Genomic DNA, 23825 nt, shown 5'->3' on the forward strand with positions numbered 1-23825 from the left:
CGTACGCTTAAAGCTCTCCAACTATTTAAAATTTAACATACTTCGTCGAACGATAGCGAACCGCAGTACCGGCAGGCTTTTTATGGCACAGCCCTGTCATTTCCTGCGCTTTCCCGGAAAATAATTCATTCCCCGGGGGCATTTCCCGCGGCTCTCCGGTGGACCGGGAAGGTGCAGAATTCCTCCGCCAGCAGTGTATTGGGGAAGATGGCCTGCGCCTCTTCCAGGAGTGGAATCAGCTCCTCCTGTGAGCTGTACCGCGAGCTGAAGTGGGTCAGCAGCAGTTCACGCCCGCCTGCCTCACGTGCCAGCTCCGCAGCTTGCCGGGCTGTACTGTGATGATACTGGTAGGCCATATCCGCCAGGTCATGAGCAAAGGTAGCCTCATGAATGATCAGATCAGCATCCTGTGCCAGCGGCAGTGTTCCCTCGCAAGGACGGGTATCGCCCAGAATAGTAACAATACGGCCGCGTTTCGGCGCATGGATCACATCCGCTGCCCGGATTACAGTCCCGTCTTCAGTTGTAATATCTTCGCCTCTCTTCAGCTTGCCGTACAGCGGTCCCGGCTTCAGCCCGTAACTCTTAAGCAGCTCTGCATCGAGGTTGCCCGGACTGTCTTTCTCCGTTACCCGGTACCCATAGCTGTCAATTCTATGCTCCAGCAGTCCCGACTCAACCTTGAACGTGTCATCCTCAAATACAAGCCCGCCGCAGTGCTCGATAATCTCAAGCTTGTAAGGGATTCGCGACTGGCTTGCGGACAGTGAAATATCCAGATAAGCTTTGATCCCCGGGGGTCCATACACTGTAAGCGGTGATGTACCGCCCTGATAGCCACGGCTCGACAGCAGCCCCGGAAGGCCGAACAAGTGGTCACCATGCAAATGGGTGATAAACAGCTTCTCCAGCTTGCCCAGCCGCAGCGGTGAACGGAGAACCTGATGCTGCGTCCCTTCTCCGCAATCGAACATCCAGAACGTACGCCGTTCTTCAAGCAGCCTGAGGGCGATTGAGGTTACATTCCGCTGCAGTGTCGGTACCCCGGCATTTGTTCCCAAGAAATAAATTTCCATTATGCCCCTCCTCTCTTCTCTCGTACTTCTCACCTTATTTTTATCATGCCGGTTCTTATGAAAAGAATTCTACTCTGTTTTGGCGCTGAAAGCATCTTTCAAGCGGAATCAGACGGATACGTTACCTATAAAATTCTTATATTCCCAGCAAAAAACCTCCCGGTGACGGGAGGTTCCGCTATGACGGGCACAGGCCCTTCTGACGGGTGATGATCAATCAGGGCAGTTTACAGCTTCTCCACATTGAAATACTGTGCTTCAGGATGTGCAAATACCATAGCCGATACCGAAGCCTCCGGCTCCATCATGAAGCCTTCGGTAAGGTGAACTCCGATATCCTCCGGAGACAGCAGCTTGAATAACGGCCCTTGATCCTCCAGATCCGGGCAAGCCGGGTAGCCAAAGGATACACGGATTCCCTGATAACGCGCCCCGTGTCTCTGCTTCATCGTCATATCCGCCGGGTCCGGGAACCCCCAGGTATCCCGCATCATATGGTGAACGCGTTCAGCCAGGCCTTCTGCCACCTCCAGCGCTACTGCCTGCAGGGCATGGGAACGGAGATAATCTCCCCGGTCCTTAAGCTCAGTGGACAATTCACGTACACCATGGCCGGCGGTTACGACCAGGAACCCGACGTAATCCATAACCCCGCTGTCCACCGGCTTCAGGAAGTCGGCGAGGCAGAGATACGGCTCAACGTTTTGCCGCGGGAAGGTAAAGGTATGCAGCACATTGGCAGCGTTCTGCGGGTCATAGATCAGGATATCATTCCCGCTCGACTGGGCCGGGAAGAACTGATACATGGCATGTGGAACAATGGTACCTTCCAGCATCGCCTGATGCAGAATATCGTCTACGGTTTCTTTCAATTCCACTGTACGCGCATCTCCCGCTGCCAGCTGCGCTTCCACGGAACCACGCAGCCCCAGATGATGACCGAGCAGCATCTGCATGTTCACATAAGGAATAATATGTCCAAGCGGATAATTTCGCAGGACATGACGTTCCAGATCCGGCGGGGAAAACACAGGGGCATCGGCTGAAATCTTGGAGCGGACGGCACGCGTCAGCTCGGGAAGCGGCTGCTGAGGAGCTACAGCAACGGCAGCCTCTGCCTCTTGGCGTACCTCTTCCTCAATCTTGCCCCGCTCCAGCGGATTCATCAGCCGGTTGGCGATATCCAGGCCGTCCATGGCATCCTTGGCGTATAGTACCAGGCCGTCATATTCAGGGCGGATACGGGTCTTGGTGAACTTGCGGGTTAATGCCGCACCGCCGACCATAATCGGCACATCGATACCGGCAGCGCGCAGATCCTGCGCCGTCAGTACCATCTGCTGCGCCGACTTCACCAGGAGGCCGGATAATCCGATGGCGTCAGCTTTTTCCTTGCGGAAGGCTTCAATTATATTCTCTGGCGGAACCTTTATCCCCAGATTGACGATCTCGTAACCATTATTGGAGAGGATAATCTCCACAAGGTTTTTGCCGATATCATGCACATCGCCCTTAACGGTTGCGAGCATTATTCTTCCTTTAACCGAGGTCTCATCCTTCTTCATAAACTGCTCCAGATGACCGACCGAGGCCTTCATCACTTCAGCGCTTTGCAACACTTCAGCAACAATCAATTCATTGTTGTTGAACAATCTGCCGACTTCCGACATCCCCGCCATCAGCGGACCATTAATAATCTCAAGCGGACCGGATAACTTCAGGGCTTCGTCCAGGTCAGGAATGAGCCCTTCCTTGGTTCCTTCAACGACATACGAGGCGAGACGTTCTTCCAGCGAGAGATTGGAGATCTTCTCTTTCTTCTCGACCTTCTTCTCCCGGAAAGCCGCTACGAACGCAGACAAAGTATCGTCATTCGTATTATAAATCAGCTGTTCGGCAAGCTTGCGTTCTTCTTCCGGAATGGAGGCATAACGCTCCACCTTTTCGGTATTCACAATTGCATAATCCAGCCCGGCTTTGGTGCACTCATAGAGAAACACTGAGTTTAGCACTTCACGGCCCGCTTCCGGCAGCCCAAAAGATACATTGCTTATGCCCAGAATTGTATGAACGGAAGGCAGAGCTTCCTTGATCAGGCGGATACCGTCAATCGTCTCTTTCGCAGAACCGATATATTGCTCGTCACCTGTTCCGACAGGAAATACAAGGGTATCAAAGATCAGATCTTCAGCGGCCAGCCCGTATTTGTTCACCAGCAGATCGTATGAACGTCTGGCAACCTCCAGCTTGTCCTTAGCGAGAATCGCCTGCCCGGTTTCATCAATTGTGCCCACAACGATCGCAGCACCGTATTTATGAATCAGCGGAGTCACTAGCTCGAATTTCTCTTCACCATCTTCAAGGTTAATGGAGTTAATAATCGCCTTCCCCTGGCAATATTGCAAGGCCAGATCAATCACCTTCGGATCGGTGGTATCGATCATCAGCGGGACTTTGACCTTCTTCACTACCAGCTCGAGGAAACGTTTGATATCCTCTGTCTCATCACGGTCAGGGTCTTGCACGCAGACGTCAATGACCTGCGCTCCGCTCTTCACCTGTGCGCGGGCAATCTCTGAAGCTTCCTCATACTTGCCTTCGACAATCAGCCGCTTGAACTTCCGAGATCCCAGCACGTTGGTCCGTTCACCGACCATGTAAGGACGGTTATCGCTCTCAATGTACACGGGCTCTATGCCGGAGAGTGCCGGCGGATGGATGCCATCCAGCCCGCGCGGCGGATATGCCGACAGGGCTTCGGCCATCGCCCGGATATGATCCGGGGTTGTGCCGCAGCAGCCGCCGGCAATGTTCAGCCAGCCCTTCTCGGCGAAGCCGGCAAGCTTGCGGGCAAGTGAATCCGGAGATTCATGGTAGTTGCCGTTCTCGTCCGGAAGCCCGGCATTCGGATAGCAGCTTACCGCTGCTGAAGAAATGGCCGACAGCGAACGGATATGATCGCGCATGAATTCCGGTCCGGTCGCACAGTTTAATCCGACAGAGATCGGCTTAAGATGCTCCAGCGAAATGTAGAAGGCCTCGATGTTCTGCCCCGCAAGCGTAGTCCCCATCGGTTCGATGGTACCTGAGATCATCACCGGCAGTGTAATTCCGCTTTTCTCGAAGGCATTGTGGATGCCTATACTTCCGGCCTTCACATTCAGCGTGTCTTGGGAAGTCTCCAGCAGCAGGGCATCTACCTTGCCATCGATCAACGCGACCGCCTGCTCCTCATAGCTGTCCACAAGCTCCTGGAATGTTACTCCTCCGGTTACAGAGAGTGTCTTGGTTGTCGGTCCCATTGCCCCTATAACGTACCTTGGGCGCTCAGGTGTATCATATTTATCTGCGGCATTACGCGCCAGTCTGGCAGCCTCCAGGTTAATCTCCCGGGCCCGCTGCGGGATATCATATTCTGCAAGCACCACAGAGGTGGCGCCGAATGTGTTGGTCTCAATCAGATCCGCACCGGCTTCCAGATATTTCTCATGAATATCCTGAATCACCTCCGGCCGGGTAAGCACCAGCATTTCATTACAGCCATCCAGCTCATCCCCGCCGAAATCCTCGCCGGTAAGCGGCACCTGTTGAATCATTGTGCCCATGGCTCCGTCTAGTATCAATATGCGTTGCTGCAAGCTTTCTGCAAGTGTGAATTTGGCCACTTTCAATCCCCCCAGTAAAACATTAGAGTAAGTTTAGCAGAATAAAGGGAATTCGGAAAGCCTTCCTTTCCACCCTGCATTATTTGTATTGACAGTATAGCTACAGCTTACAAGCTCATCATGGCTGTACCGTGAGTTCTTTAGACGGCATAGAGTGCTGCGTCCGGGCAGTCACATGGGAAGTGACCGTATAGCTGCCGGCTTGCTCAAATGTACGTTCACTTATATAAGCTCCTTCTCCGTCACTTGCCCCTTTCAGCTGAGTGCTCTTGCCTGGCTCTGCATTATCTACAATTTCGAAGATCACTTCTTTGGCGTCCTCAACAACTTCTCCGTCCTGACTAATGACTGCTTTAAAAATCACCTTGTCGTTAACGGATATTTCCTCCGGACTCCAGCTTAGCTCTACCTTGATAGGTACCATTGAGGAATCAGCAGCTGCATGCATATACATATCCTCTTCATTATTCCCTGAACAGCCGGCAAGCGTCATACCCATGACAATGCAAATGAGACCTCTAAGTATCTTTGGCTTAATCATCTGGAGCCCTCCCGGTTCATCGATAGATTCATCTTCATGTTAACAACGAAAGTCAGATTGCTTTCTTCCTTATTATACACATTTTATTCAACTTGTCGGAAATAAGCTTCGTTAACCGCCCTATCACATGAGAATAGTCATATACATGAACTACATTTGTCCAAATCCTCGCAGGGATATCAAAAAAGCCAATATCCTATAAGGATACCGGCTTCATCTAATTCAGTTATAGGGAGTGTACCAATGGCAGAAGCTCCGAAAGATGGCTGATCTGATAATCCGGAGTAATGTCCGGGTCAGGAGTCTTGGCCGTCCGGTTGATCCAGACCGTCGTTAGACCTGCGGCCAATCCTCCGAGAATATCAGTCGTAAGCTTATCTCCGACCATGACCCCCTGCTCAGGCGTAATATCCAGCAGTCCGAGGGCATGCTCGAAGATTGTCTTGTCCGGTTTCCCTTTACCGAAGCTTCCAGAAATGACAATATGGTCAAAATACGGAATAAGCTCAGGTACACCATCAAGCTTCTCCTGCTGAAGTGCAGGACAGCCATTAGTCAACAGCAGCAGCTTCACCTTGCCGCGCAGCTCATCCAGCACCTGAAGCGTCTCTTCATATATATAAGGACGGCTGCGGCGCTCAGCGGCGAACTTGGCCGCGAGGCGTTCCGCCAGCGCTTCATCGTCCACTCCAAGAGAGGCAAGGCCGCGGCGCCAGGATTCGGTGCGGTAGGCCGGAGCAAGCTGTTCCAGCTGCCGGAATTCCGGCTGGTCTCCAGCTGTGAAGTTAGCCCATAGTGCCTCAAAAGGATTAATCCCGATCAGCTTCGTGAACGGAAAAGTCTCGTAAGACTCATAAAGCGCACGCGCTTCTCTGCGCACCGCCTGTTCAAGCTCCTGCGGATCAACAGAATCCCCTGCAGCCTCAGAGGCGTAGCGGAATGCTTCTTCCACACTTCGATCATCCCATAGCAGTGTATCGTCAAGGTCAAATAGTACGGCGGTAATCGGCATTTCGTTCTCCCACTCCCTATGCTGGTCTATCTTACTATTCGTGCACTACTTCAATGTTGTTGTTCTTGCCGAATTGTTCCAGGCGTGCAGCCATAGCGGCGGTATCATACCGGTTGATCAGCTTGGAGAAAATCCACTGCTTGCGCTTGCCTTTATACTTAATGGTAACTACACTGCGCGACAAGGTAATCTTCTCGATTTCAGCTGCTGGCAAAAAGCGTTCACGGTTGTATTTAATAGTAGACAGACGGGCGCGTTCCACCTTAAGGAACGGACGGCGGAAGAATAGCAGCGCGGCAAGCAGGAAGTACAGCACTACCCCCAGCCAGTTGGCCAGTATTCCGCTTCCTTTCGCTTCATCAATGGAACCGACTACCCAGAACATAATGCCAAGCAACAGCAATACGACAGGGAATACAATATTCCGGCCTTTGAAAATATCGGTGCTCTTTGCAGCAGCTTTAGAGCTCGTTGCATAAATCGTCTCTTTTCCCTGCTTCTTTCTTTGCTGATTGATTTGCTTGGTGTTGCGTTGAACCATTCTTTCCCAAGAACGGGCCATGTTAGTTCCCCCTAGTCATCCTGTATTATCTATGAAAAGGCCGCAGACTAAGCTTTACGTCCGTTGTTGCCTTCTTCATGCTCCGGATTATCCACAATCTCAATGGTATCAAGCTGGGCCCGGAAATTGCTGCGGATATTGCCCAGATAAATCTCGCGGAGTTTGGCGCGTTCTGCCAATTCTTCCTCATTCAGGCCGCTTTCCTTATGTTTGCGTGCCAATTCATTGATGCGTGCGACCAATTCGTCAATATTCAATACTTTCCCCTCCCCTATAAATTCATTCTAACTTTGCCATGAGAAAAAGAGCTTGTCAAGGTCTACCCCCTGAAAGCTCTCTTAGTCGAACACCATTATGCTTCTTCCGGTTAATATACCGGCACGGACAGTATATCTCCTGCCTTAATTCCACTGTCCTTCAGACCATTTGACTTCTTGATTCCTTCTATATATACAGCAGTCCTCATATCATCCGGTTTATTCTTGAGGGCAATGCGCCACAAGGTGTCTCCGCGTTCAACTACTATCCGTTTCTCAGGCTTCATTAAAGTGACAGAACCAGCGAACACATTACCGACTACTGTAAATCCGGAGATCGTGAGTAATAGTATCAGAGATATCTTGATAAAGCTGACCTGGCGGAATATTGAGGTAAGTACAGACAGCAGGCGAAGGGTCTTGTCTCTGAATTGTGCCAATGGATTATGGGGTAATGGATTACCGGGAGCGGACACCTTGATATCCTCATTGTAGATACTATTGTAGGTACTGTATTTTAACATAAACATCGTCCTCCAAACACTTGTTCTTACTTTCGAAAATAATATAACACGAACATGTGTTTTGATCAATAGTTTTTTCGAACAACTGTTCCCTTTATTTTTCAGGCTATAATTCTCACAATTTAGAACTTATGTTTGTACGAACGGCAGTTCTATGTTATAATTTTCCCAAACATAGTATATGGGGTTGATTCCGATGTCAAAGATTTCGAGTCGCCAGCTGGCGATCCTGGAATTTATACGTAACGAAGTCCGCAGCAAGGGTTATCCTCCGTCCGTTCGGGAAATTGGCGAAGCTGTTGGCCTGGCCTCCAGTTCTACAGTGCACGGTCATCTGGACCGGCTTGAGAAGAAAGGCCTGATCCGGCGCGATCCTACGAAGCCGCGTGCAATTGAACTGCTCGGCCAGGAAGATTCAGAGAATGTACATCAATTCGTCCAGACGGTTACCCGTATCCCTGTAATTGGCAAGGTTACTGCTGGTGTTCCTATTACCGCTACAGAGAATATTGAGGATTACTTCCCGCTTCCTACTCATTACGTAGGGGATAACAAGGTATTCATGCTTTCTGTACTCGGCGACAGCATGGTTGATGCCGGTATTATGAACGGCGATTATGTTATTGTCCGCCAACAGCAAACCGCTGACAATGGTGACATCGTTGTTGCGATGACTGAAGAAGATGAAGCAACCGTTAAGACCTTTTACAAAGAACGTGATCATATCCGGCTGCAGCCGGAGAACCCGGCTTACGAGCCTCTCCGCCTTAACCGCGTTACTATTTTGGGCAGAGTCATTGGATTATTCCGCGATATCCATTAATCTTTCTCCTCCATAATCAGGCTGCTCCGCATCACGCGAAGCAGCCTTTTTCCTCTTTAGATCCTGTTACGCTTGCCCAAACTCCGAACCGCTTTAGCTATCCGCACATATCCTGTTACAAAGGAGTGCTGATCCCATGCCCAACTATCGAATTATTGTCGACCTTTCACAGCGCATGCTTTATCTGCTTGATAATGACACCGTAACCAGAGGATTTCCTGTCGGCATTGGCCGGATGCTGACCGTCTCGCCGGTAGGCGAGTACACGATCATTAACAAGCAGCCCAACCCGGGCGGACCGTTCGGAGCCTTCTGGATGGGCCTGTCCAAGCCACATTATGGAATTCACGGAACCATTGACCCTTCCTCCATCGGCCACATGGTCTCCCACGGCTGTATCCGCATGTATAACCAGGACGTGGTCGCGTTGGCTGCTATCATTCCCATTGGCACCCGTGTAACCATCAGGGAGTAGCCGCAGTCATGCAGCCGCCTATAAATTTCTATATTGAACACAAGAACCCCTCTGACGGGTTTTCGCCAAAGGGGTTCTTCACAGCATTATTGCACAGTTTGCTCATAACCAAGCTCGTCCAGAATATATTCAGCCAGACTCCACTGTTCCGCAGGTGAGTCTTTGCTTTTTTTGGCGTAGACCAATGCACTCTTGGTAACTTTCTCGATCAGCCTGCGTCCCTGCTCTTTGGTGATGGACACTTCCATCCCGGAGCGGCCCACCACCTCAGACAGACAAAAGAACGCAATCCGCATCGCGTAATTGTCTCTGCTGAGGAAATAGAACAAATGAGGCACGTTCTTGAGCAGACGGTCAACCCAGTTCGTAATCTCCCGAACCTGATAGACTTCCCGGCGATCCTGCTCATACCCATTGAATATAATTATGATTTTGCCCCGTAGCCGCTTCTTCTCATATTTCTTAAATTCACGCAAATAGCTCTCCAGCCGTCCCTTCTCCACATCTTCTCTGGAGACATTCAGCACGGTGGATCCGGCTGCATCCCATTTTGAACTTTCTTCCATCACCGGATCTGCGTTAACAGACAGTGTACTATCCTGTATTTCCGGCAGTCCCAAACGCTGGCGTAATTGATCGTCCATTCTTCACACCTTCCTGTATCAAGCTCTTGTGCAGCTTGTTCACCATGTTATCCTGATATGTAGCTGTTCCTCAAGCCTCATACTCTTCATCGATTAATTATACTCTGAGCCTCCCACAGTCTCAATCGCACGCCAAAAAGACATCCGCAAGGATGTCTTTGAGTGGATTCATATCCTTTGCCTACTGACTACAACACGCTGCGCAACAACCGGATAGCAATAGTATTTAAACGAATTGCTTCACGGATGGATGCTCTGGCAGCCAGCAATTCTCTTCTGGCACGTGAACCGCTTGGAAATCTGCGCAGGTTCTCATTAATTTCCTCAAGTCTTTCCAGCAGGATTGCTCTTTGTGCGAGCAGAGCATTAATTGCTCTGCGGATTCTGTTTCGTTCTCTTTGCGTCATCATTACACCTCTTTTACGTTTTATAGTATAAGAAATGCAAAGATTGGCTTCGGAGACTGTGTGATTTGGCAGTAATATTATAATTAGCTTTCTTTGACTTTGATGGAGATAATATTTACAGGATTAAGATACTTGCCTCCTGCTGGAATCCAGCCTGTCAAACCACCGGATGTCAGATAGGTTCTGGCTTCTGCCGCCGATTCAAACACAGATTCTAGCTCTTCAATTTGCCCATTCACATACTGAAGCTCAAAAATAACTTTACTCACTTGCGACCACCTCCTCAGCTTCTAATTCGTTACCCCGAAGCGTTTACCTGCTTTTACTTCTTGGGCAGCCTTACCCGGAACTCAAATTCGTCACGTCTATAGGTCATTCCGGCCAGCAATACATACTCCGGCGTCCATTTCTGTACAGGTCCGGCGTAATCAGCTATAACATGCGGTTTACCCTCGATCAGCTGAACGACATAGACCTTCACCTGGGCAAGTGCCGCCGCGAATATATCAGCATCACTTGAAAGAACTTTATACGCAGTATTCAACATCTTTCCTCCTTAGTGCACACGCAAGAATGATAAGGATTCATAGAGCACACAAATCAGTTCAATTATACCGGGTTCTGGAACAAAATGTATACCCTATTTAGAGCTTAGAGTTTGATGAAAATGATCTTAAACAGCCCGAGGTATTTGCGCTTTGCCTTAATATCACCGATAAATGTCTTACCGTCTTGAATATCAGGTATGCTGAAGGTGGAGAACAGAATGTGATTTTCCCGGATTGTAAACGATTCGACCATAGGCTGAGCGACCATACTGGTAATTCCTCCAGCTAGCCCTCCCCCCAGTGTTTCCTCCAGATGATTCACCGCGTATTCTCCAAAGTCCTCTTTGCCCGGATTCATGACTGCTAGTAAAACCAGTACTACTATAATTACGAAAGACAGTTTCGCCGCTGTTTTCTTGCGGGCTCTGGGTTCAGGCTGCGGAGCATCATATCGTGGGTTCATGTTTATTCCCTCCAGCTATAATATTTCTTGAATCGTGAACACTAACGGACTCACAATAAACCTGCAGATTATAACCAGTACATCAACCGGCCCGCTTATCCCCACATCCATTCCGCTCCAGTCCGGACTACCTGCTACCGGTGAATCCAGCCCATATTGCTCTATAATCCGTTCCCTGGTTTCAGTTGACATGCCAGTTCCTTCTGCAGCTCCAGCCTGAGAACAAATTAGCGTTAATAATAGGATCATTGCAATAATACTTACATATTTATTTCTCATTTCATACCCCTATGTATCTTATTTATTAAAAAGGAAATACCGGCACCGCAACAACCACGGCCAGTATCAGCTGTAACAGCAATAGTCCCCAAGCCCAAACCCTCTAAACACATGCTTCACTTCAGCCTATCCTTAGTCATAAAAGTGATTCTCAGGGTAAGCACCTGCAAAGGGTTCCTTTAGTGTGTATATGATCTAGTATATAGGACATGGTACATTATGTAAAATAAACCATCCGGCTAACCATTGGGATGTAGATAAAATAACCCGTCAGCCATTAGTCCGGTGAGTCGCTTTAATTCAATAGCTCTATTAAATATCTATTATCCTAAATGAAAATTTTGTATTTTATGTGTATTTTGTAAAAAAAGGATTGAAATATATTCTCATATATTTATAATAATTACCAGATATATGAAGGGAGACATCACAAGATTGTCCACTAGAGATACTCTTCCCCTCATGTCTTACATTGAAATTGACCGTAGACTATATCCACGACCTATTCACACCTTAAGACAGAGATCGACCAGAAACCCTAAAAGCATTTCTCGTATTCTTAATTCGTTATATGATAGCAATTACATCACCGTGGGTGATTTGATGAAAGCTTCATTGGCTGAATTGCGTTGCTTAAGGAATTTTGGCGTCACGGGGCAAATGATTGTCGTCGAGTTGTTAGAGGCCCATACCAAACAGTTGTCTGAGATTTCCCGCTAAGGACCTTTTAAAGGTTCTTTTTTTATTATCTCTTTTCTCCAGCTTAATCTGCGCTGTTCCCGCAACAATTAATCCTACGATTATTAGCACAATGCCTTTTCTATTTTTCAAATAATGCTCTTAAGTTATTTTCATTCCGCTTCAAGCTCCGATCATTTAGTCCTAGGCAATTACAACCATTTTAATACATTTTATTATTTTTCGACCTATTTATATACCTTCTTACATAATACCGCATTTCAAATCATCCTTACTACTCATATACATTATTATCCATTAGGGGTATTGTTTTTCATGCAACTAAATACTTTTTTGGGAGGATTATCTATTCATGAAAAGGAAATTGCTTATTGGACTTTTAACTATTGCCGCATGTTTTACGGTAGGATCGACATCATTTGCTGCTGAAGCTCCATCTTCTACTCTTAGCTCTTCAACTTCAATTTCTCCAAATGCTGTAATAAAACCAATTGACGAGACTCAGGCTATTGTTAGAATGCAAGTAGGCGAAACTATATGGTTGACTGGCTATAATTTTTGGTATATTAATTATGACGGATCCATTGAAATAATACCGGCTGAAGGAAAGTTTACTGCCTTACATCCTGGAACCAGTACAGTCGCAGCTGACTTTGGGAATGGTATTACATTTTATTATATTATCTTAGTTAACTAAGTCTTGACGATGCTCAAGAAATGATAATTCTGTCATCCAAACCGACAATTATTAATTCAAAAAATAACCCGTCAGGCATAAGCCGGCGGGTTATTTTTTGTATGCTCTGAATTTAACAAAAAACACAGTTTTTCGAATAATTCCTATACATGAATGAACCATCCTTCTTCCCGCTCCCCTCTATTTCTAAAAGTATGTAATAAAAAGACGCCCAAATCGCTCCAAGACCAAACTTAAAACACCCTTAAAGCAGTTTAATGTGATAAATGAATTTTTAATAGAAATGCACCTCAAAAAATTCCGAGGTGCATCCATGTTAGATTTAAAAACTTATGTTGTAATGAGCAAAATTCAGATGATACTGCGTCATTGCAGTGAAGTTGGGATTATCTACGACCACATATATTGTTGCTCCAGGCGGAAGCAAAACATTACTAAACGATTGCGCTTCAGCAGTTCCTGCCTTTCCTGTGTAAAGTGGGCCCAGTTCAGCGAGACCATTATTGTAATTAATAATTATACCCGCTCTTGTAGGACCGTTACCACTAAATCCTCCCACATGAACACCAATTCTTTTGAGATTTGTTGTTGTATTTGTCCACTTAAACCAATCTTGATCGGTAGCACTTTGGATGAACAAATCATATATCGCACCACCGTATTCATTCGGTGTAATGGTAAGTGCATTCTCTCTACTATCACCAATTCCAACAACGTAAGGAGTGATTTCGGCCGCTGAAATGTTTTCTTCAGCAAATGCGGAAGCCGATGGGATCATTACTACAGCTGAGATAAGAAGAACAGAAAGAAACTTTTTGATTTTCACAATTCTTCCGCCTTTCCAACTATTGTTAACCGGCCGATTACACTTAAATAATACATCTTTACCTTTTGCTATTATATAGTCCATAAGTTGTCAATTTTTATAATATTCTACCGATATTTTATGTCTATTGTTGTTGAATTATGAACAAACCCCTCCATTCCTGTCATGTGGATTTTTACATGCATATTAATGTAGGGACAAAGCCTCGATATTCAAAGGGGAGCATGAGCTTTAGATGCACTGAGTAGGAAAAGTCCCCTGGCCTATAAACAAAAAAACTGGCGCTCAGAGCGCCAAGGGCTGAAGAACTTGTTTCAAACGCTTACCAAACTTGTATGAGGCGTATAAAGCTTTCACTTGAGACTGACAATTTACAACTGGTCCCGCCTTTGGCGTTGGTTACGATCTGCCCGGGATTCGTACGGTCCTGCGCGTATAATGCATCCTGCTCCGAGATAGTCCGCAGCCCCTGAGTAATGACTATATTGACTCTCCGGGCGTAGCAGCGCTCGATCAGCGCCACTGTAGCCGTCACCCAGGACCGTATGCAGCCCAGCCACGACAAGGATTTAAGCTTTACCTGTTCAAGCGTCAGCATCTTTATAGCCCCCCCTCTTTGACGGCCGGGAAGATCATAAACAGATCCTGCCGCCGGGTATACATGAGATACGTCAGGATCAGCAGGCCCAGGGTTGTGCCGGTTTGAGCTACGGCCAAGGCTGTGGACTTCAACGCAGCATACACCGCTGAATCACCGGAACCGTGTGTGGAATTACAAAAAAAAGCGCGGCTATAAGCAGCAGCGCACAGATGAATGAAATCCCATATGCATGTGCGATTGAAAAGGCAACCCTGCGGGATGCCTGCGCCAGCTCCATTTCTCTTTTTGTGCTAGGGCGATAGACGTTTGAACAATACTCCACACGGTTGTCCTACCCTATCCTCATCATTTCCGCTATTGGCGGAATGATCTGCCTTTAATCGCTGCAGTACTTCAAGAGTTGGCTGCGTAAAAGCTGCCCGTTCTTTGTCCAGGATATCCTGCAGGCGGTCATTGTCCTCCAGGGCACGATCCAGCATCGCACGCGGAACCAACTCGCCTTTTGAGACAGCCCGCCACTGAATATAAGCAAATATGATAAACAAGAACAGTAAGACAACCGACAGCCCACACTTTTCAACCAGTGGCAGCAGCTCTTGTATTGTGGATACCTCTGTGCCCATCCCCCGCTCCCCTTTCCTCTCTCTAATGTAAAAGCCCCCGGATCGACTCCGAGGGCAAAATAAAAACGCCTTCGTAGGCGCTCTCATCCATTCCATTTTCTAAAAAATAAGCACCTCTTAAATTCAAGAGGCGCTTGCACTATAACCGTTAAAAAGTGTAGGCTGCAAAATTAAGATGGTACGAAGGAGGTGTTGTTAAATTAGGAGCATCAACTACTAAGTATACTGTGGCTCCAGGTGGGACAAAAATATTTCCCAAGACTTGAGTATTTGTAGTGTTTGCCTTATCAGAATAATACAAATCAGTCTCACCGAAACCGTTGTTATAATTGATTTTGAAGCCCGCTCTGATAGGGCCATTTCCACTATAACCACCTATATTAGCAGCAACCCTCCTAAAACTTGAAGATGTATTGGTCCACTTAAACCAATCTTTCTCGGAAGCGTCTTGTATAAAAAGGTCATAAATAACACCACCGGTGGCCACATCAACCCCATTACTTAGCACAAGCGATATTGCAGATGCCTGAGAATCACCAATACCTATAAGAAATGGTGTTACCTCAGCGGCATATGCATTGGATTCTGCAAAGGCTGATGCCGAAGGTATCATAAGAACAGCTGAGACAAGAAGTGCAGATAGAATCTTTTTAAATTTCAATGATCTTCCGCCTTTCGATAATTTCGTTAATCGGCCGATTACAAAGTTAATATTATCCTTTTATATGTTTATTTTCCATGGTTCATTAGAATCCATTTTTTATCACAAATATGTAATTTATTGATAATTTAAAATGCCGAAATATGACTATTTTTGAATATAATGTCATTTCGTTTACAACCACTCTGCAAACAGCTACATGAAATCTATCCTCGAATAATTCCCACTATTTATTTGTGGGCATTTTGTGGGCACCACCATTAATTTAAGCAACCCCCACCACCCTCACGCCCACAAACAAAAAAGCCCCCGGCGCTTAGAGCGCCAAGGGCTGTTGTATCCTAGTAAAGCGTCATATACTGATCTCTTTCCCATTCGTGAACCTGGGTCCGGTAAATATCCCATTCAATTTCTTTAAGTTCGTAGAAGTGGGCCAGCGCATGTTCACCCAGAGCTTCGGTAATAACATGGCTGCGGATCATTTCGTTGAGGGCTTCCTTCAGATCGGACGGCAAGCTTGGGATGCCTTCTTCAATCCGCTCTTCCTCAGACATCACATAGATGTTACGGTCGATTGGAGCCGGAAGATCAAGCTGGCGTTTGATTCCATCCAGACCTGCCTTCAACATTACAGCAAGTGCAAGGTAAGGGTTAGCTGCCGGGTCCGGGTTACGGACTTCAACGCGTGTACTGAGCCCTCTGGAAGCGGGAATACGGATCATCGGGCTGCGGTTGCTCGCAGACCAGGCCACGTAGCAAGGAGCTTCATAACCAGGCACCAGACGTTTGTATGAGTTGACAGTCGGGTTAGTGATCGCAGCAAAAGCACGTGCGTGCTTCAGAATCCCTGCCATGTAATAACGGGCTGTTTTACTCAGACCCAGTGTGTCACTTTCGTCATAGAACATGTTCTCGTTGCCTTTGAACAAGGATTGGTGTGCGTGCATACCGGATCCGTTCATGCCAAATAGCGGCTTAGGCATAAAAGTAGCATGCAGGCCGTGCTGACGGGCTACCGTCTTCACGACAAGCTTGAAGGTTTGAATCTGGTCCGCTGCCTTGATAGCATCGGCGTATTTGAAGTCAATTTCATGCTGGCCGGAAGCCACTTCATGGTGGGAGGCTTCCACTTCAAAGCCCATTTCTTCAAGCGTCAGTACGATTTCGCGGCGGCAGTTCTCCCCAAGATCCATCGGCGCCAAATCGAAATATCCGCCCTGATCGTTCAGTTCAGTGGTCGGGTTACCCTTCTCATCTGTTCTGAACAGGAAGAATTCAGGTTCAGGTCCAACGTTCATAGCAGTAAAGCCCATTTCTTCAGCTTCGAGCAGACAACGTTTGAGGATACCGCGCGGATCTCCGGCAAACGGTGTTCCGTCTGGCATATACACATCACAAATCAGACGTGCAACACGACTATCCGTCACCCAAGGGAAAATCACCCAAGTGCTAAGATCCGGATACAGGTACATATCGGATTCTTCGATCCGGACATAACCTTCGATGGAGGAACCGTCGAACATCATTTTGTTGTCGAGTGCCTTTTCCAGCTGACTTACGGGAATTTCCACATTTTTGATTGTTCCGAGCAGATCGGTAAATTGCAGGCGAATAAACCGGACGTTCTCATCCTTGGCAATACGCAGAATATCCTCTTTAGAAAAGCTCACTTTACCCTCTCCCTTTCAAAATCTCTATGTTATTTATTAAAAAACCGGGATAGCTCGCCTTGGATTAGAGACACTTGTCCCGGTCTTTTACCGGAAACCAGTTCCTGCTTAAGCAGACGGTGAAGCTGTGAATCGGATAACTCTCTACGCCGAACCTCTGTATCAGGGGTAATGACTGTAGCTTCTTCGGATTCCTTCGAGACAGGATTCATCACCTGCTTAATGCCGGCAATATTAACACCCTTCTCAATCAATGCCTTGATCTCTAGCAGACGTTCAACATCATTAAAGGAGAACAAACGCTGGTTGCCGGATGTGCGCGCGGGTACGATCAGACTGTGCTGTTCATAATAACGAATTTGTCTGGCAGATAGATCGGTTAACTTCATTACGATTCCTATAGGGAATAATGCCATATTTCTGCGGATTTCATCACCCATGACTCATCCAACCTTCCAATGATCTTTTTCTCATCTCATTGTACATTTCCTTATATGGCGTGTCAATGGTATGTGAGTTTTTCTCACAAGATTTCTTTAAGCCAATGAGAGATTAAGTGAACAAAGTGTCAGCTACATGGGACCTGGCTTCCCGCAGTATATCACATAGATCAATCCTCAAGCAAAAGTTCCGTACTGGAAAACAGTTTCGCTCAAACGCGCATCATGCACGACTCCAACTTTTCAGAAACTCCTTATTCAAAAGAAAATGTGACTGGCTAACCTTCAATCACCAGCTCCCCTTCTCCTGCCGGGGTCTCAAATCCGCTCAAAAAACGGGTCAGAATCTCTTCCGTGATTGGAAAAGCGGCATTAGCATCAAAACGCCCGCTCCGGATCTGAAGCCTCCGGCGCAATTCGTCCGGATGGACTTTTAAATGGATCAGTGCCCATACGCCTTCATAACGCTCAATCAGTTGTTTATATTCATCCCGCTTCTGCCGCTGCCAAAAGCTGAAATCGATAACGACATGACGCTTCGCCTGAATCAGCTTCACCAGTTCCCCCCGCAGCCTGATTTCCGATTGTTCCTTAAAGGATTCATAAGCCTGCTCCGGATAATCTACACCAAAACGGCCATGTGTACTCCAAATATCCTCATCGATCGAGAGCCGGACGAATCCCGCTTTCTCCAGCTTCAGCGCAAAGGTTGTTTTCCCCGAGCCAGCCACACCGCACATCATCACTATAACGGGAGCTTCGCTCACATTGTTTTGTTGCGTTAAATATTCTATCGCTGCCGCTTCATTCAGCATAGACTTCATCTCCTCTTCACTTTGAGCATAGGGGAACGCTTCTCCTTAAACTACGTAGATATAGTATAAAACTACTACGGGGTGACTTCTATGAACCAGAATAATCTCATTTGTAAAGCTTGCGGAAATAACACTTTTGCTGAAGGAAAGCTGGAGGGCTACGCTAATGTAAGGCCTGTAAATAACTACTTTTCTTTTGGTTCGAAGCTTACATTGACAATTTGCAAAAGATGCGGCGAAGTGGCTTCTATGAAAGTAGACAAATTTGAGAAATTCTAATTCAATCCACCAATGCAAATAACCGGACAGCCATCTGCTGAGTGTCCGGTCAATGTAAGTTCACAATTAATTAAAGTAAATTGCGCTCTCTCATGCTTTGCAGGGCCATTAGTACCCCGTACTTTACATGGGAATAAGTTAATCCGCCCTGCATATACCCGATATACGGTGCCCGGATCGGCGCATCCGCAGATAACTCCAGACTGCCGCCCTGAATGAACGTCCCTGCCGCCATAATGACCGGATGCTCATAACCAGGCATATCCCATGGCTCGGGAACAACGTGGCTGTCTACTGCCGCTGCACGCTGAATTCCCTGCACGAAAGCAATCAGATGCTCAGGTCCGTCAAAAGCTACTGCCTGGATCAGATCCGTCCGCGGCTCATCCCAGGCAGGCTTGGTCGTAAACCCGCAGCGCTGGAATACAGCGGAAGCGAAAATACTGCCCTTCACAGCCTGCCCTACGGTATGCGGAGCCATGAAGAGCCCCTGATACAGTCCGCGCGTCGTCCCCAGCATGGCACCGACTTCTCCGCCTATCCCGGGAGCAGTCAAGCGGTATGCGGCCAATTCCACCAGATCTGCCCGGCCGCAGATATACCCGCCTGTCTCGGCAATTCCGCCGCCAGGATTCTTAATCAATGAACCGGCAACGAGGTCAGCGCCAACCTGAGGGGGCTCCAGAGTCTCGGTGAACTCTCCGTAGCAGTTGTCTACGAATACAATTACATCAGGCTTTAGCGCTTTTACCTTCGCTACCATCTCACCAATCTCAGCAACAGTGAAGGAAGAACGCCAATCATAACCGCGGGAACGCTGGATTCCTATGACCTTAGTTTTATCGTTTACCGCTATTGCAACCTCGTCCCAGTCAATTTTACCGTCAGCCGTCAGTGCAGTCTCGCGGTAGCCGATGCCAAAGTCCGCCAGAGAGCCTGTCCCGTCGCCGGCCTTGCCAACTACCTTATGCAGTGTATCGTAGGGGCGTCCTGTAATGTATAGAAGCTCGTCTCCGGGACGAAGCACACCAAAGAGCGCCGTAGATATCGTATGAGTGCCAGAAGCGAAATGCGGGCGTACGAGCGCCGCCTCGGCGCCGAATACTTCAGCATAGACCAGATCCAGTACCTCACGCCCCCGGTCATTGTAGGCATATCCCGTAGACCCGGCAAAATGAAAATCACTGACATGCTGGCGCTGAAAGGCTTCAATGACCTTCCACTGATTATGATCTACAATTTTATCCAGCCGCTTAACGGCAACTTCAATTTCAAGCTCTGCAGCTTCCGCTGCCTGTAATAGATCCTCTGCAAATACTGCCATTTCCCCTCAATCTCTCCTTACCCTACTTTTACTTGTCAAAGCTGAACACATCTACGCGATTCCAAGAGGAACGGTGTGCGTTTCAGCGAGAAACCCCGCACAGCAGCGCCTGCCCCGAATGATACGAAGCAGAACTGAGGCTGTGCGGGGACTTGTAATGCCTGTACCTATCTTGCACTTATTGCGGTTCGATAAACTCAGCAAGCTTGTAGCTCCATTTATCGTAGTCCTCTTTATTCAGACGAACATTATAGAGTACGTCATTCCCGTCATAATTCTGCTCAAGTACTTCTCCAACCCGGTAGAGCAGTGATGACAGGTCTCCCCGGTCCCCGGGAATCCGGAAGATAAGGGTGTCCCCGGCCAGTTCATCGCTGATAATCTCCGTAATCCTGGTCAGGTCATCCTGATTAAAAGCACTGATCTTCAGGAAGCCCGGACCTGTAGGAAGCATTTCCAGCTGCTCCGGCTGGCACAGATCGGTTTTGTTGAACAAGACGATCTGAGGCTTTCCTGCGGCTCCCAGATCCTGCAGAATAGACTGGACAACATCCATCTGCTCTTCACGCATCGGCGAAGAGGAATCAACGACATGCAGCACCAGATTCGCTTCATTCACTTCCTCCAGTGTAGCCCGGAAGGAGGCTACCAGATCATGCGGCAGGTTCTGAATGAACCCTACAGTATCTGTAAGGACAACTTCTTTACCCCCAGGTAGCTGGAGCACGCGTGAAGTCGGGTCGAGGGTCGCAAACAGCTGGTTCTCAATATAGACATCCGCATCTGTAAGCTGCTTCAGCAGCGTGGATTTGCCGGCGTTGGTATAGCCAACAAGTGCCACCTGTACAGCGCCGCTCTTACGGCGGCGTTCACGGTGCAGCTCACGCGTCTTGACGACCTCATCAAGCTGGCGTTTCAGCTCGGTAATCCGGTCGCGGATATGACGGCGGTCAGTCTCCAGCTTGCTCTCCCCTGGACCTCTCGTACCAATCCCGCCGCCGAGCCGCGACAGATTCTTGCCGTGTCCGGACAGACGCGGAAGCAGATAGGAGAGCTGCGCCAGCTCTACCTGAATGATGCCTTCCCGGGTTTTTGCCCGGCCGGCAAAAATATCAAGGATCAGCTGGGTCCGGTCAATAATCTTCAGATCCAGAGACTCCTCCAGATTCCGTACCTGTGCTCCGGACAGCTCCTGGTCGAAGATCGCCGTATTGGCACCCAGTCCGTCAGCGGCCATCCGCAGCTCTTCTACCTTTCCCTTACCGATGAACCATTTGGAATCCGGGGTTTCCTTGTTCTGCCGGATGACATCGAGCACTTCCACTCCGGCCGTTTCAGCCAGCTGGACCAGCTCCTGGAGTGAAAGCTCGGGATCAATGCCCGTGCGTTTGATTTTGTCCGTGACCAGACTGACGAGTATTGCCCGGTCCTGAACATCTGTTTGGGTATCATGTGTGGTGATTGCCATTAATTAAGTGCTCCTTATCTGTATGCATTCATATCTTACAATTTGAAATCCTCCGTCCGCAGGGTCATCAGCTCCTGCTTGCCGGGACTTGTGCTTTCATACTGATTCAGCAGCCGTACCGCCTGCGAGCGCACCGCCTTCTCAATACTGTTGCGCACGTACCTTGCGTTGCTGAAGGCATGCAGACTTTCTGTTTTTTCAAGCAGTAAAGCCTGCTTAAGTTTGAGTATGGCCTGCGGCATCAGAATATAATCGCGTTCTTTGGCCATTAGCTCGGCAATCTGCAGCAGCTGGTCAATCGTATAGTCAGGAAATTCCACCTGAATCGGAAACCGTGAGGGCAGACCGGGGTTGCTCATCAGAAAATAGTCGATTTCTCCGGAATAACCGGCCAGAATCAGCACAAATTGGCTCCGGTGATCCTCCATGGATTTCACCAGTGTGTCGATGGCCTCCTTGCCGAAATCCTTATCTCCCCCACGGGCCAGACTATAGGCCTCATCGATAAAAAGAATGCCGCCCAACGCCTTTTTCACCAGATCCCGCGTCTTCTGTGCAGTATGCCCGATGTATTCGCCCACCAGATCGGCCCGTTCCACTTCAATGAGATGGCCTTTGCTGAGCACACCCATCCGCTGGAACAGCTTCGCAACAATACGTGCTACGGTTGTTTTGCCTGTGCCGGGATTTCCCTTGAAGACCATATGATAGGCCTGGCCCCCGCTGGCGAGTCCGGCTTCACTGCGCATCTGCGCTACCTGCAGCAGGGCATATATCTCAAAAACTAGCTCTTTGATATTATCCAGACCTACTAACGCGTCCAGTTCCCGGCTGAGTTCCTGGAACAGTCCGCTGTGACTGTGATTTTTGGAGGGGGCCGGTCCGCTGGCACTGTCTGCGGGTGAGCTGGCCACCGGCGCCGGATCCTGATTCCTCAGCACAATATTGATCTGCCGTGACGGTCTTCCTTCATCCCGTCCACTTGCCGCCGCTACATGTCCGTTCACCTTGTTCACCTCATTATACAGGGCTGACTTGCTCTAAACAGTCTATTCCGGTACAGGGGGTGTTATTAGCAGTTTCCGAAATTAGCAGATTTATAAAGATAACTGCTGCATTTTCCATTTGGTATAGGCCAGAATTTCGCGTGTCTTGTACTTGAACATCGACATGACCTCAGACTCCGTAACCCCAAGCTCCGGGTTCGTGAACTTAAGCTCACGTGCAATCTCCAGCGCACGGCGGCCATGGAAATCATGCGTAATGATAACCGCAGAAGACAAGCCCTCCTGCTGCATGACAGCCTTACTGAACAGAAGATTCTCATAGGTGCTGGTAGACTGATTCTCCAGATAGATCACATCCTCCGGAACACCATGTGCCGCCAGATACCTCTTCATTCCTTCGGCTTCAGTATACTTGTAATCGGGGTGATCCAGACCTCCGGAAACCACAAAATGGGTGAATACTCCTGAACGATAGAGCTCAAGCGCATAATCCAGCCGCTCCCTCAGACCCGGACTGGGTTCATCCCCCCACATCGACATGCCCAGAATTACACCTGCATCCGCTTTCACCATAGGCGCGGTTGTTTCTGCACTGTTAATTCTGTTAAATGCCACAGCGCACCAGATCAGTCCGGCAACGATAATCAGTATCAGTGCAGCCCACAATATGCGCTTCATACGGTAGTGGCGCTTCCGGGTGACTCTGCGAATGGGAGATGATCCTCTTTGATAGACATACCATTCCATTATTATTTCCTCCTGAACTCTCCGTGATGAAACAATTCGGCACGGTGCTTCAGTGAAAGGGAGAAATAAGGGAAGGCATGAGCATCGATACTGCGCAGTATCGTATTCGCTGTAGACCAGGCTAAATTATAGTCACTGTCTGTAATATCATCCCGTTCCAGCGCTTCCTCCAGCTCATCCTCATCCAGCAAGAACACTTCACCGTTCCACAGCACCACAACATCCAGGTACAAATCATCAAACCAGGGAACCCCTTGGTCTGTTACTCCCTGAACCTTGCAGGTGTCGATATACCATTGTACAATATTCTGCCGTTCGTCAAACATGGCCGTCACAATATAGTGGCTGTCTTTGGGAAAATACTGCAGCCATGAATACCCTTTGTCCGCAATGCGGTATGTATGCCTGCCATAGCTCTTCCACAGCGGCTCCTTCAACCCGTAAATGGTATACAGTGTAATGTAACCGCTGAATTCCCGGGTTTCCACATAGCGGCAGGCAAAATGGCGGCGCGTAATCCGGCGCCAGTTGGCCCGGTCTCCGAATTTACGTTTCATATGAATAACCCTCTCAGATAATGGTGCCTTCAGCTTAACACATTTCGCTTAGACACTCAAAATATCACTGTGATCCCAGTCACCAGAAAACCCCGGCAGCCGGGAATTCTGCAACATGCAGAGCTCCCCGGGCTG

29 protein-coding genes are annotated in these 23825 nt (G+C 48.3%); 3 read left to right on the forward strand and 26 right to left on the reverse strand.

Annotation, left to right across the window (positions count from 1 at the left end; genetic code table 11):
• Positions 1-125 precede the first annotated feature (125 nt).
• From rnz to NSU01_RS19225, 7 genes are all read right to left on the reverse strand, one after another.
• Positions 126-1076 carry a ribonuclease Z gene (rnz, locus tag NSU01_RS19195; RefSeq protein WP_042137866.1) on the reverse strand — a complete coding sequence of 317 codons (951 nt, stop codon included), beginning with the start codon at positions 1074-1076 and terminating at the stop codon, positions 126-128.
• Between the two features lie 227 nt (positions 1077-1303).
• A complete protein-coding gene (gene metH, locus NSU01_RS19200) occupies positions 1304-4741 on the reverse strand; it encodes a methionine synthase (RefSeq protein ID WP_042137867.1) in 3438 nt (1145 codons plus the stop codon).
• 118 nt (positions 4742-4859) lie between these two features.
• Positions 4860-5282 carry a FixH family protein gene (locus tag NSU01_RS19205; protein WP_042137869.1) on the reverse strand — a complete coding sequence of 141 codons (423 nt, stop codon included), beginning with the start codon at positions 5280-5282 and terminating at the stop codon, positions 4860-4862.
• 226 nt (positions 5283-5508) lie between these two features.
• Positions 5509-6294, reverse strand: a complete 786-nt coding sequence (locus NSU01_RS19210; protein ID WP_042137871.1) for an HAD-IA family hydrolase — start codon at positions 6292-6294, stop codon at positions 5509-5511.
• Between the two features lie 34 nt (positions 6295-6328).
• The gene (locus tag NSU01_RS19215; RefSeq protein ID WP_042137873.1) at positions 6329-6856 is read right to left on the reverse strand and encodes a hypothetical protein; all 528 of its coding nucleotides are present in this window, start codon (positions 6854-6856) and stop codon (positions 6329-6331) included.
• A 47-nt stretch (positions 6857-6903) separates the two neighbouring features.
• Complete coding sequence (locus tag NSU01_RS19220) at positions 6904-7113, reverse strand: DUF896 domain-containing protein (protein WP_042137875.1); 210 nt, start codon at positions 7111-7113, stop codon at positions 6904-6906.
• A gap of 110 nt (positions 7114-7223) precedes the next feature.
• Positions 7224-7637, reverse strand: a complete 414-nt coding sequence (locus tag NSU01_RS19225; RefSeq protein ID WP_076243006.1) for a LysM peptidoglycan-binding domain-containing protein — start codon at positions 7635-7637, stop codon at positions 7224-7226.
• A 196-nt stretch (positions 7638-7833) separates the two neighbouring features.
• Between NSU01_RS19225 and lexA the strand changes: the two genes are divergently transcribed.
• Together lexA and NSU01_RS19235 are read left to right on the forward strand one after the other, a co-directional pair.
• Entirely contained in the window at positions 7834-8460 is a 627-nt protein-coding gene (lexA, locus tag NSU01_RS19230) for a transcriptional repressor LexA (RefSeq protein ID WP_039299199.1), read from the forward strand.
• Between the two features lie 136 nt (positions 8461-8596).
• Positions 8597-8935 (forward strand): L,D-transpeptidase, encoded by a 339-nt coding sequence (locus NSU01_RS19235; RefSeq protein ID WP_076243005.1) that lies wholly within the window; start codon positions 8597-8599, stop codon positions 8933-8935.
• Positions 8936-9021: 86 nt separating this feature from the next.
• On the opposite strand, the gene NSU01_RS19240 is transcribed toward NSU01_RS19235, so the two are convergent.
• The 6 genes from NSU01_RS19240 to NSU01_RS19265 all read right to left on the reverse strand — a co-directional run bounded on the left by NSU01_RS19240 (position 9022) and on the right by NSU01_RS19265 (position 11189).
• Positions 9022-9579, reverse strand: coding sequence for a hypothetical protein (locus NSU01_RS19240; protein ID WP_042137880.1), 558 nt, complete (start codon positions 9577-9579; stop codon positions 9022-9024).
• 188 nt (positions 9580-9767) lie between these two features.
• Complete coding sequence (locus tag NSU01_RS19245) at positions 9768-9989, reverse strand: hypothetical protein (RefSeq protein WP_144026006.1); 222 nt, start codon at positions 9987-9989, stop codon at positions 9768-9770.
• Between the two features lie 80 nt (positions 9990-10069).
• Positions 10070-10255: a hypothetical protein gene (locus NSU01_RS19250; RefSeq protein WP_039299211.1), complete on the reverse strand. Its 186-nt coding sequence runs from the start codon at positions 10253-10255 to the stop codon at positions 10070-10072.
• A gap of 53 nt (positions 10256-10308) precedes the next feature.
• The gene (locus NSU01_RS19255) at positions 10309-10533 is read right to left on the reverse strand and encodes a hypothetical protein (protein WP_305954185.1); all 225 of its coding nucleotides are present in this window, start codon (positions 10531-10533) and stop codon (positions 10309-10311) included.
• Positions 10534-10637: 104 nt separating this feature from the next.
• Entirely contained in the window at positions 10638-10997 is a 360-nt protein-coding gene (locus NSU01_RS19260; protein WP_042137882.1) for a hypothetical protein, read from the reverse strand.
• Between the two features lie 15 nt (positions 10998-11012).
• On the reverse strand, positions 11013-11189 hold the full coding sequence (locus NSU01_RS19265) for a hypothetical protein (RefSeq protein ID WP_156118654.1): 177 nt from the start codon (positions 11187-11189) through the stop codon (positions 11013-11015).
• 1138 nt (positions 11190-12327) lie between these two features.
• On the opposite strand from NSU01_RS19265, the gene NSU01_RS19270 reads away from it, so the two are divergent.
• Positions 12328-12672: a hypothetical protein gene (locus tag NSU01_RS19270; RefSeq protein WP_042137886.1), complete on the forward strand. Its 345-nt coding sequence runs from the start codon at positions 12328-12330 to the stop codon at positions 12670-12672.
• A gap of 322 nt (positions 12673-12994) precedes the next feature.
• On the opposite strand, the gene NSU01_RS19275 is transcribed toward NSU01_RS19270, so the two are convergent.
• From NSU01_RS19275 to NSU01_RS19335, 13 genes are all read right to left on the reverse strand, one after another.
• Positions 12995-13498: a hypothetical protein gene (locus NSU01_RS19275; RefSeq protein WP_076243004.1), complete on the reverse strand. Its 504-nt coding sequence runs from the start codon at positions 13496-13498 to the stop codon at positions 12995-12997.
• A gap of 322 nt (positions 13499-13820) precedes the next feature.
• Entirely contained in the window at positions 13821-14096 is a 276-nt protein-coding gene (locus NSU01_RS19280; RefSeq protein WP_076243003.1) for a M15 family metallopeptidase, read from the reverse strand.
• A 2-nt stretch (positions 14097-14098) separates the two neighbouring features.
• Complete coding sequence (locus NSU01_RS19285) at positions 14099-14242, reverse strand: hypothetical protein (protein WP_197072940.1); 144 nt, start codon at positions 14240-14242, stop codon at positions 14099-14101.
• Between the two features lie 147 nt (positions 14243-14389).
• Positions 14390-14722, reverse strand: coding sequence for a hypothetical protein (locus NSU01_RS19290; RefSeq protein WP_042137891.1), 333 nt, complete (start codon positions 14720-14722; stop codon positions 14390-14392).
• 148 nt (positions 14723-14870) lie between these two features.
• Complete coding sequence (locus tag NSU01_RS19295) at positions 14871-15383, reverse strand: hypothetical protein (protein ID WP_076243001.1); 513 nt, start codon at positions 15381-15383, stop codon at positions 14871-14873.
• Between the two features lie 341 nt (positions 15384-15724).
• Positions 15725-17053: a type I glutamate--ammonia ligase gene (gene glnA / locus NSU01_RS19300; RefSeq protein WP_039299225.1), complete on the reverse strand. Its 1329-nt coding sequence runs from the start codon at positions 17051-17053 to the stop codon at positions 15725-15727.
• A 29-nt stretch (positions 17054-17082) separates the two neighbouring features.
• Complete coding sequence (locus tag NSU01_RS19305) at positions 17083-17493, reverse strand: MerR family transcriptional regulator (RefSeq protein ID WP_019910684.1); 411 nt, start codon at positions 17491-17493, stop codon at positions 17083-17085.
• 278 nt (positions 17494-17771) lie between these two features.
• Positions 17772-18308 carry an ATP-binding protein gene (locus tag NSU01_RS19310; protein ID WP_076243000.1) on the reverse strand — a complete coding sequence of 179 codons (537 nt, stop codon included), beginning with the start codon at positions 18306-18308 and terminating at the stop codon, positions 17772-17774.
• Between the two features lie 349 nt (positions 18309-18657).
• A complete protein-coding gene (locus NSU01_RS19315) occupies positions 18658-19911 on the reverse strand; it encodes a methionine gamma-lyase family protein (RefSeq protein ID WP_042137898.1) in 1254 nt (417 codons plus the stop codon).
• A gap of 178 nt (positions 19912-20089) precedes the next feature.
• Entirely contained in the window at positions 20090-21379 is a 1290-nt protein-coding gene (gene hflX / locus NSU01_RS19320; RefSeq protein ID WP_039299242.1) for a GTPase HflX, read from the reverse strand.
• A gap of 35 nt (positions 21380-21414) precedes the next feature.
• The gene (locus NSU01_RS19325; protein WP_042137900.1) at positions 21415-22386 is read right to left on the reverse strand and encodes an AAA family ATPase; all 972 of its coding nucleotides are present in this window, start codon (positions 22384-22386) and stop codon (positions 21415-21417) included.
• Between the two features lie 90 nt (positions 22387-22476).
• On the reverse strand, positions 22477-23133 hold the full coding sequence (locus NSU01_RS19330) for a YdcF family protein (RefSeq protein WP_042137901.1): 657 nt from the start codon (positions 23131-23133) through the stop codon (positions 22477-22479).
• 2 nt (positions 23134-23135) lie between these two features.
• Positions 23136-23690, reverse strand: a complete 555-nt coding sequence (locus NSU01_RS19335) for a DUF402 domain-containing protein (RefSeq protein WP_039299253.1) — start codon at positions 23688-23690, stop codon at positions 23136-23138.
• Between the last annotated feature and the right edge of the window lie 135 nt (positions 23691-23825).

Origin of the sequence: Paenibacillus sp. FSL H8-0259, assembly GCF_037963255.1 — a bacterium.
GTDB lineage: Bacteria > Bacillota > Bacilli > Paenibacillales > Paenibacillaceae > Paenibacillus_AQ > Paenibacillus_AQ phytohabitans.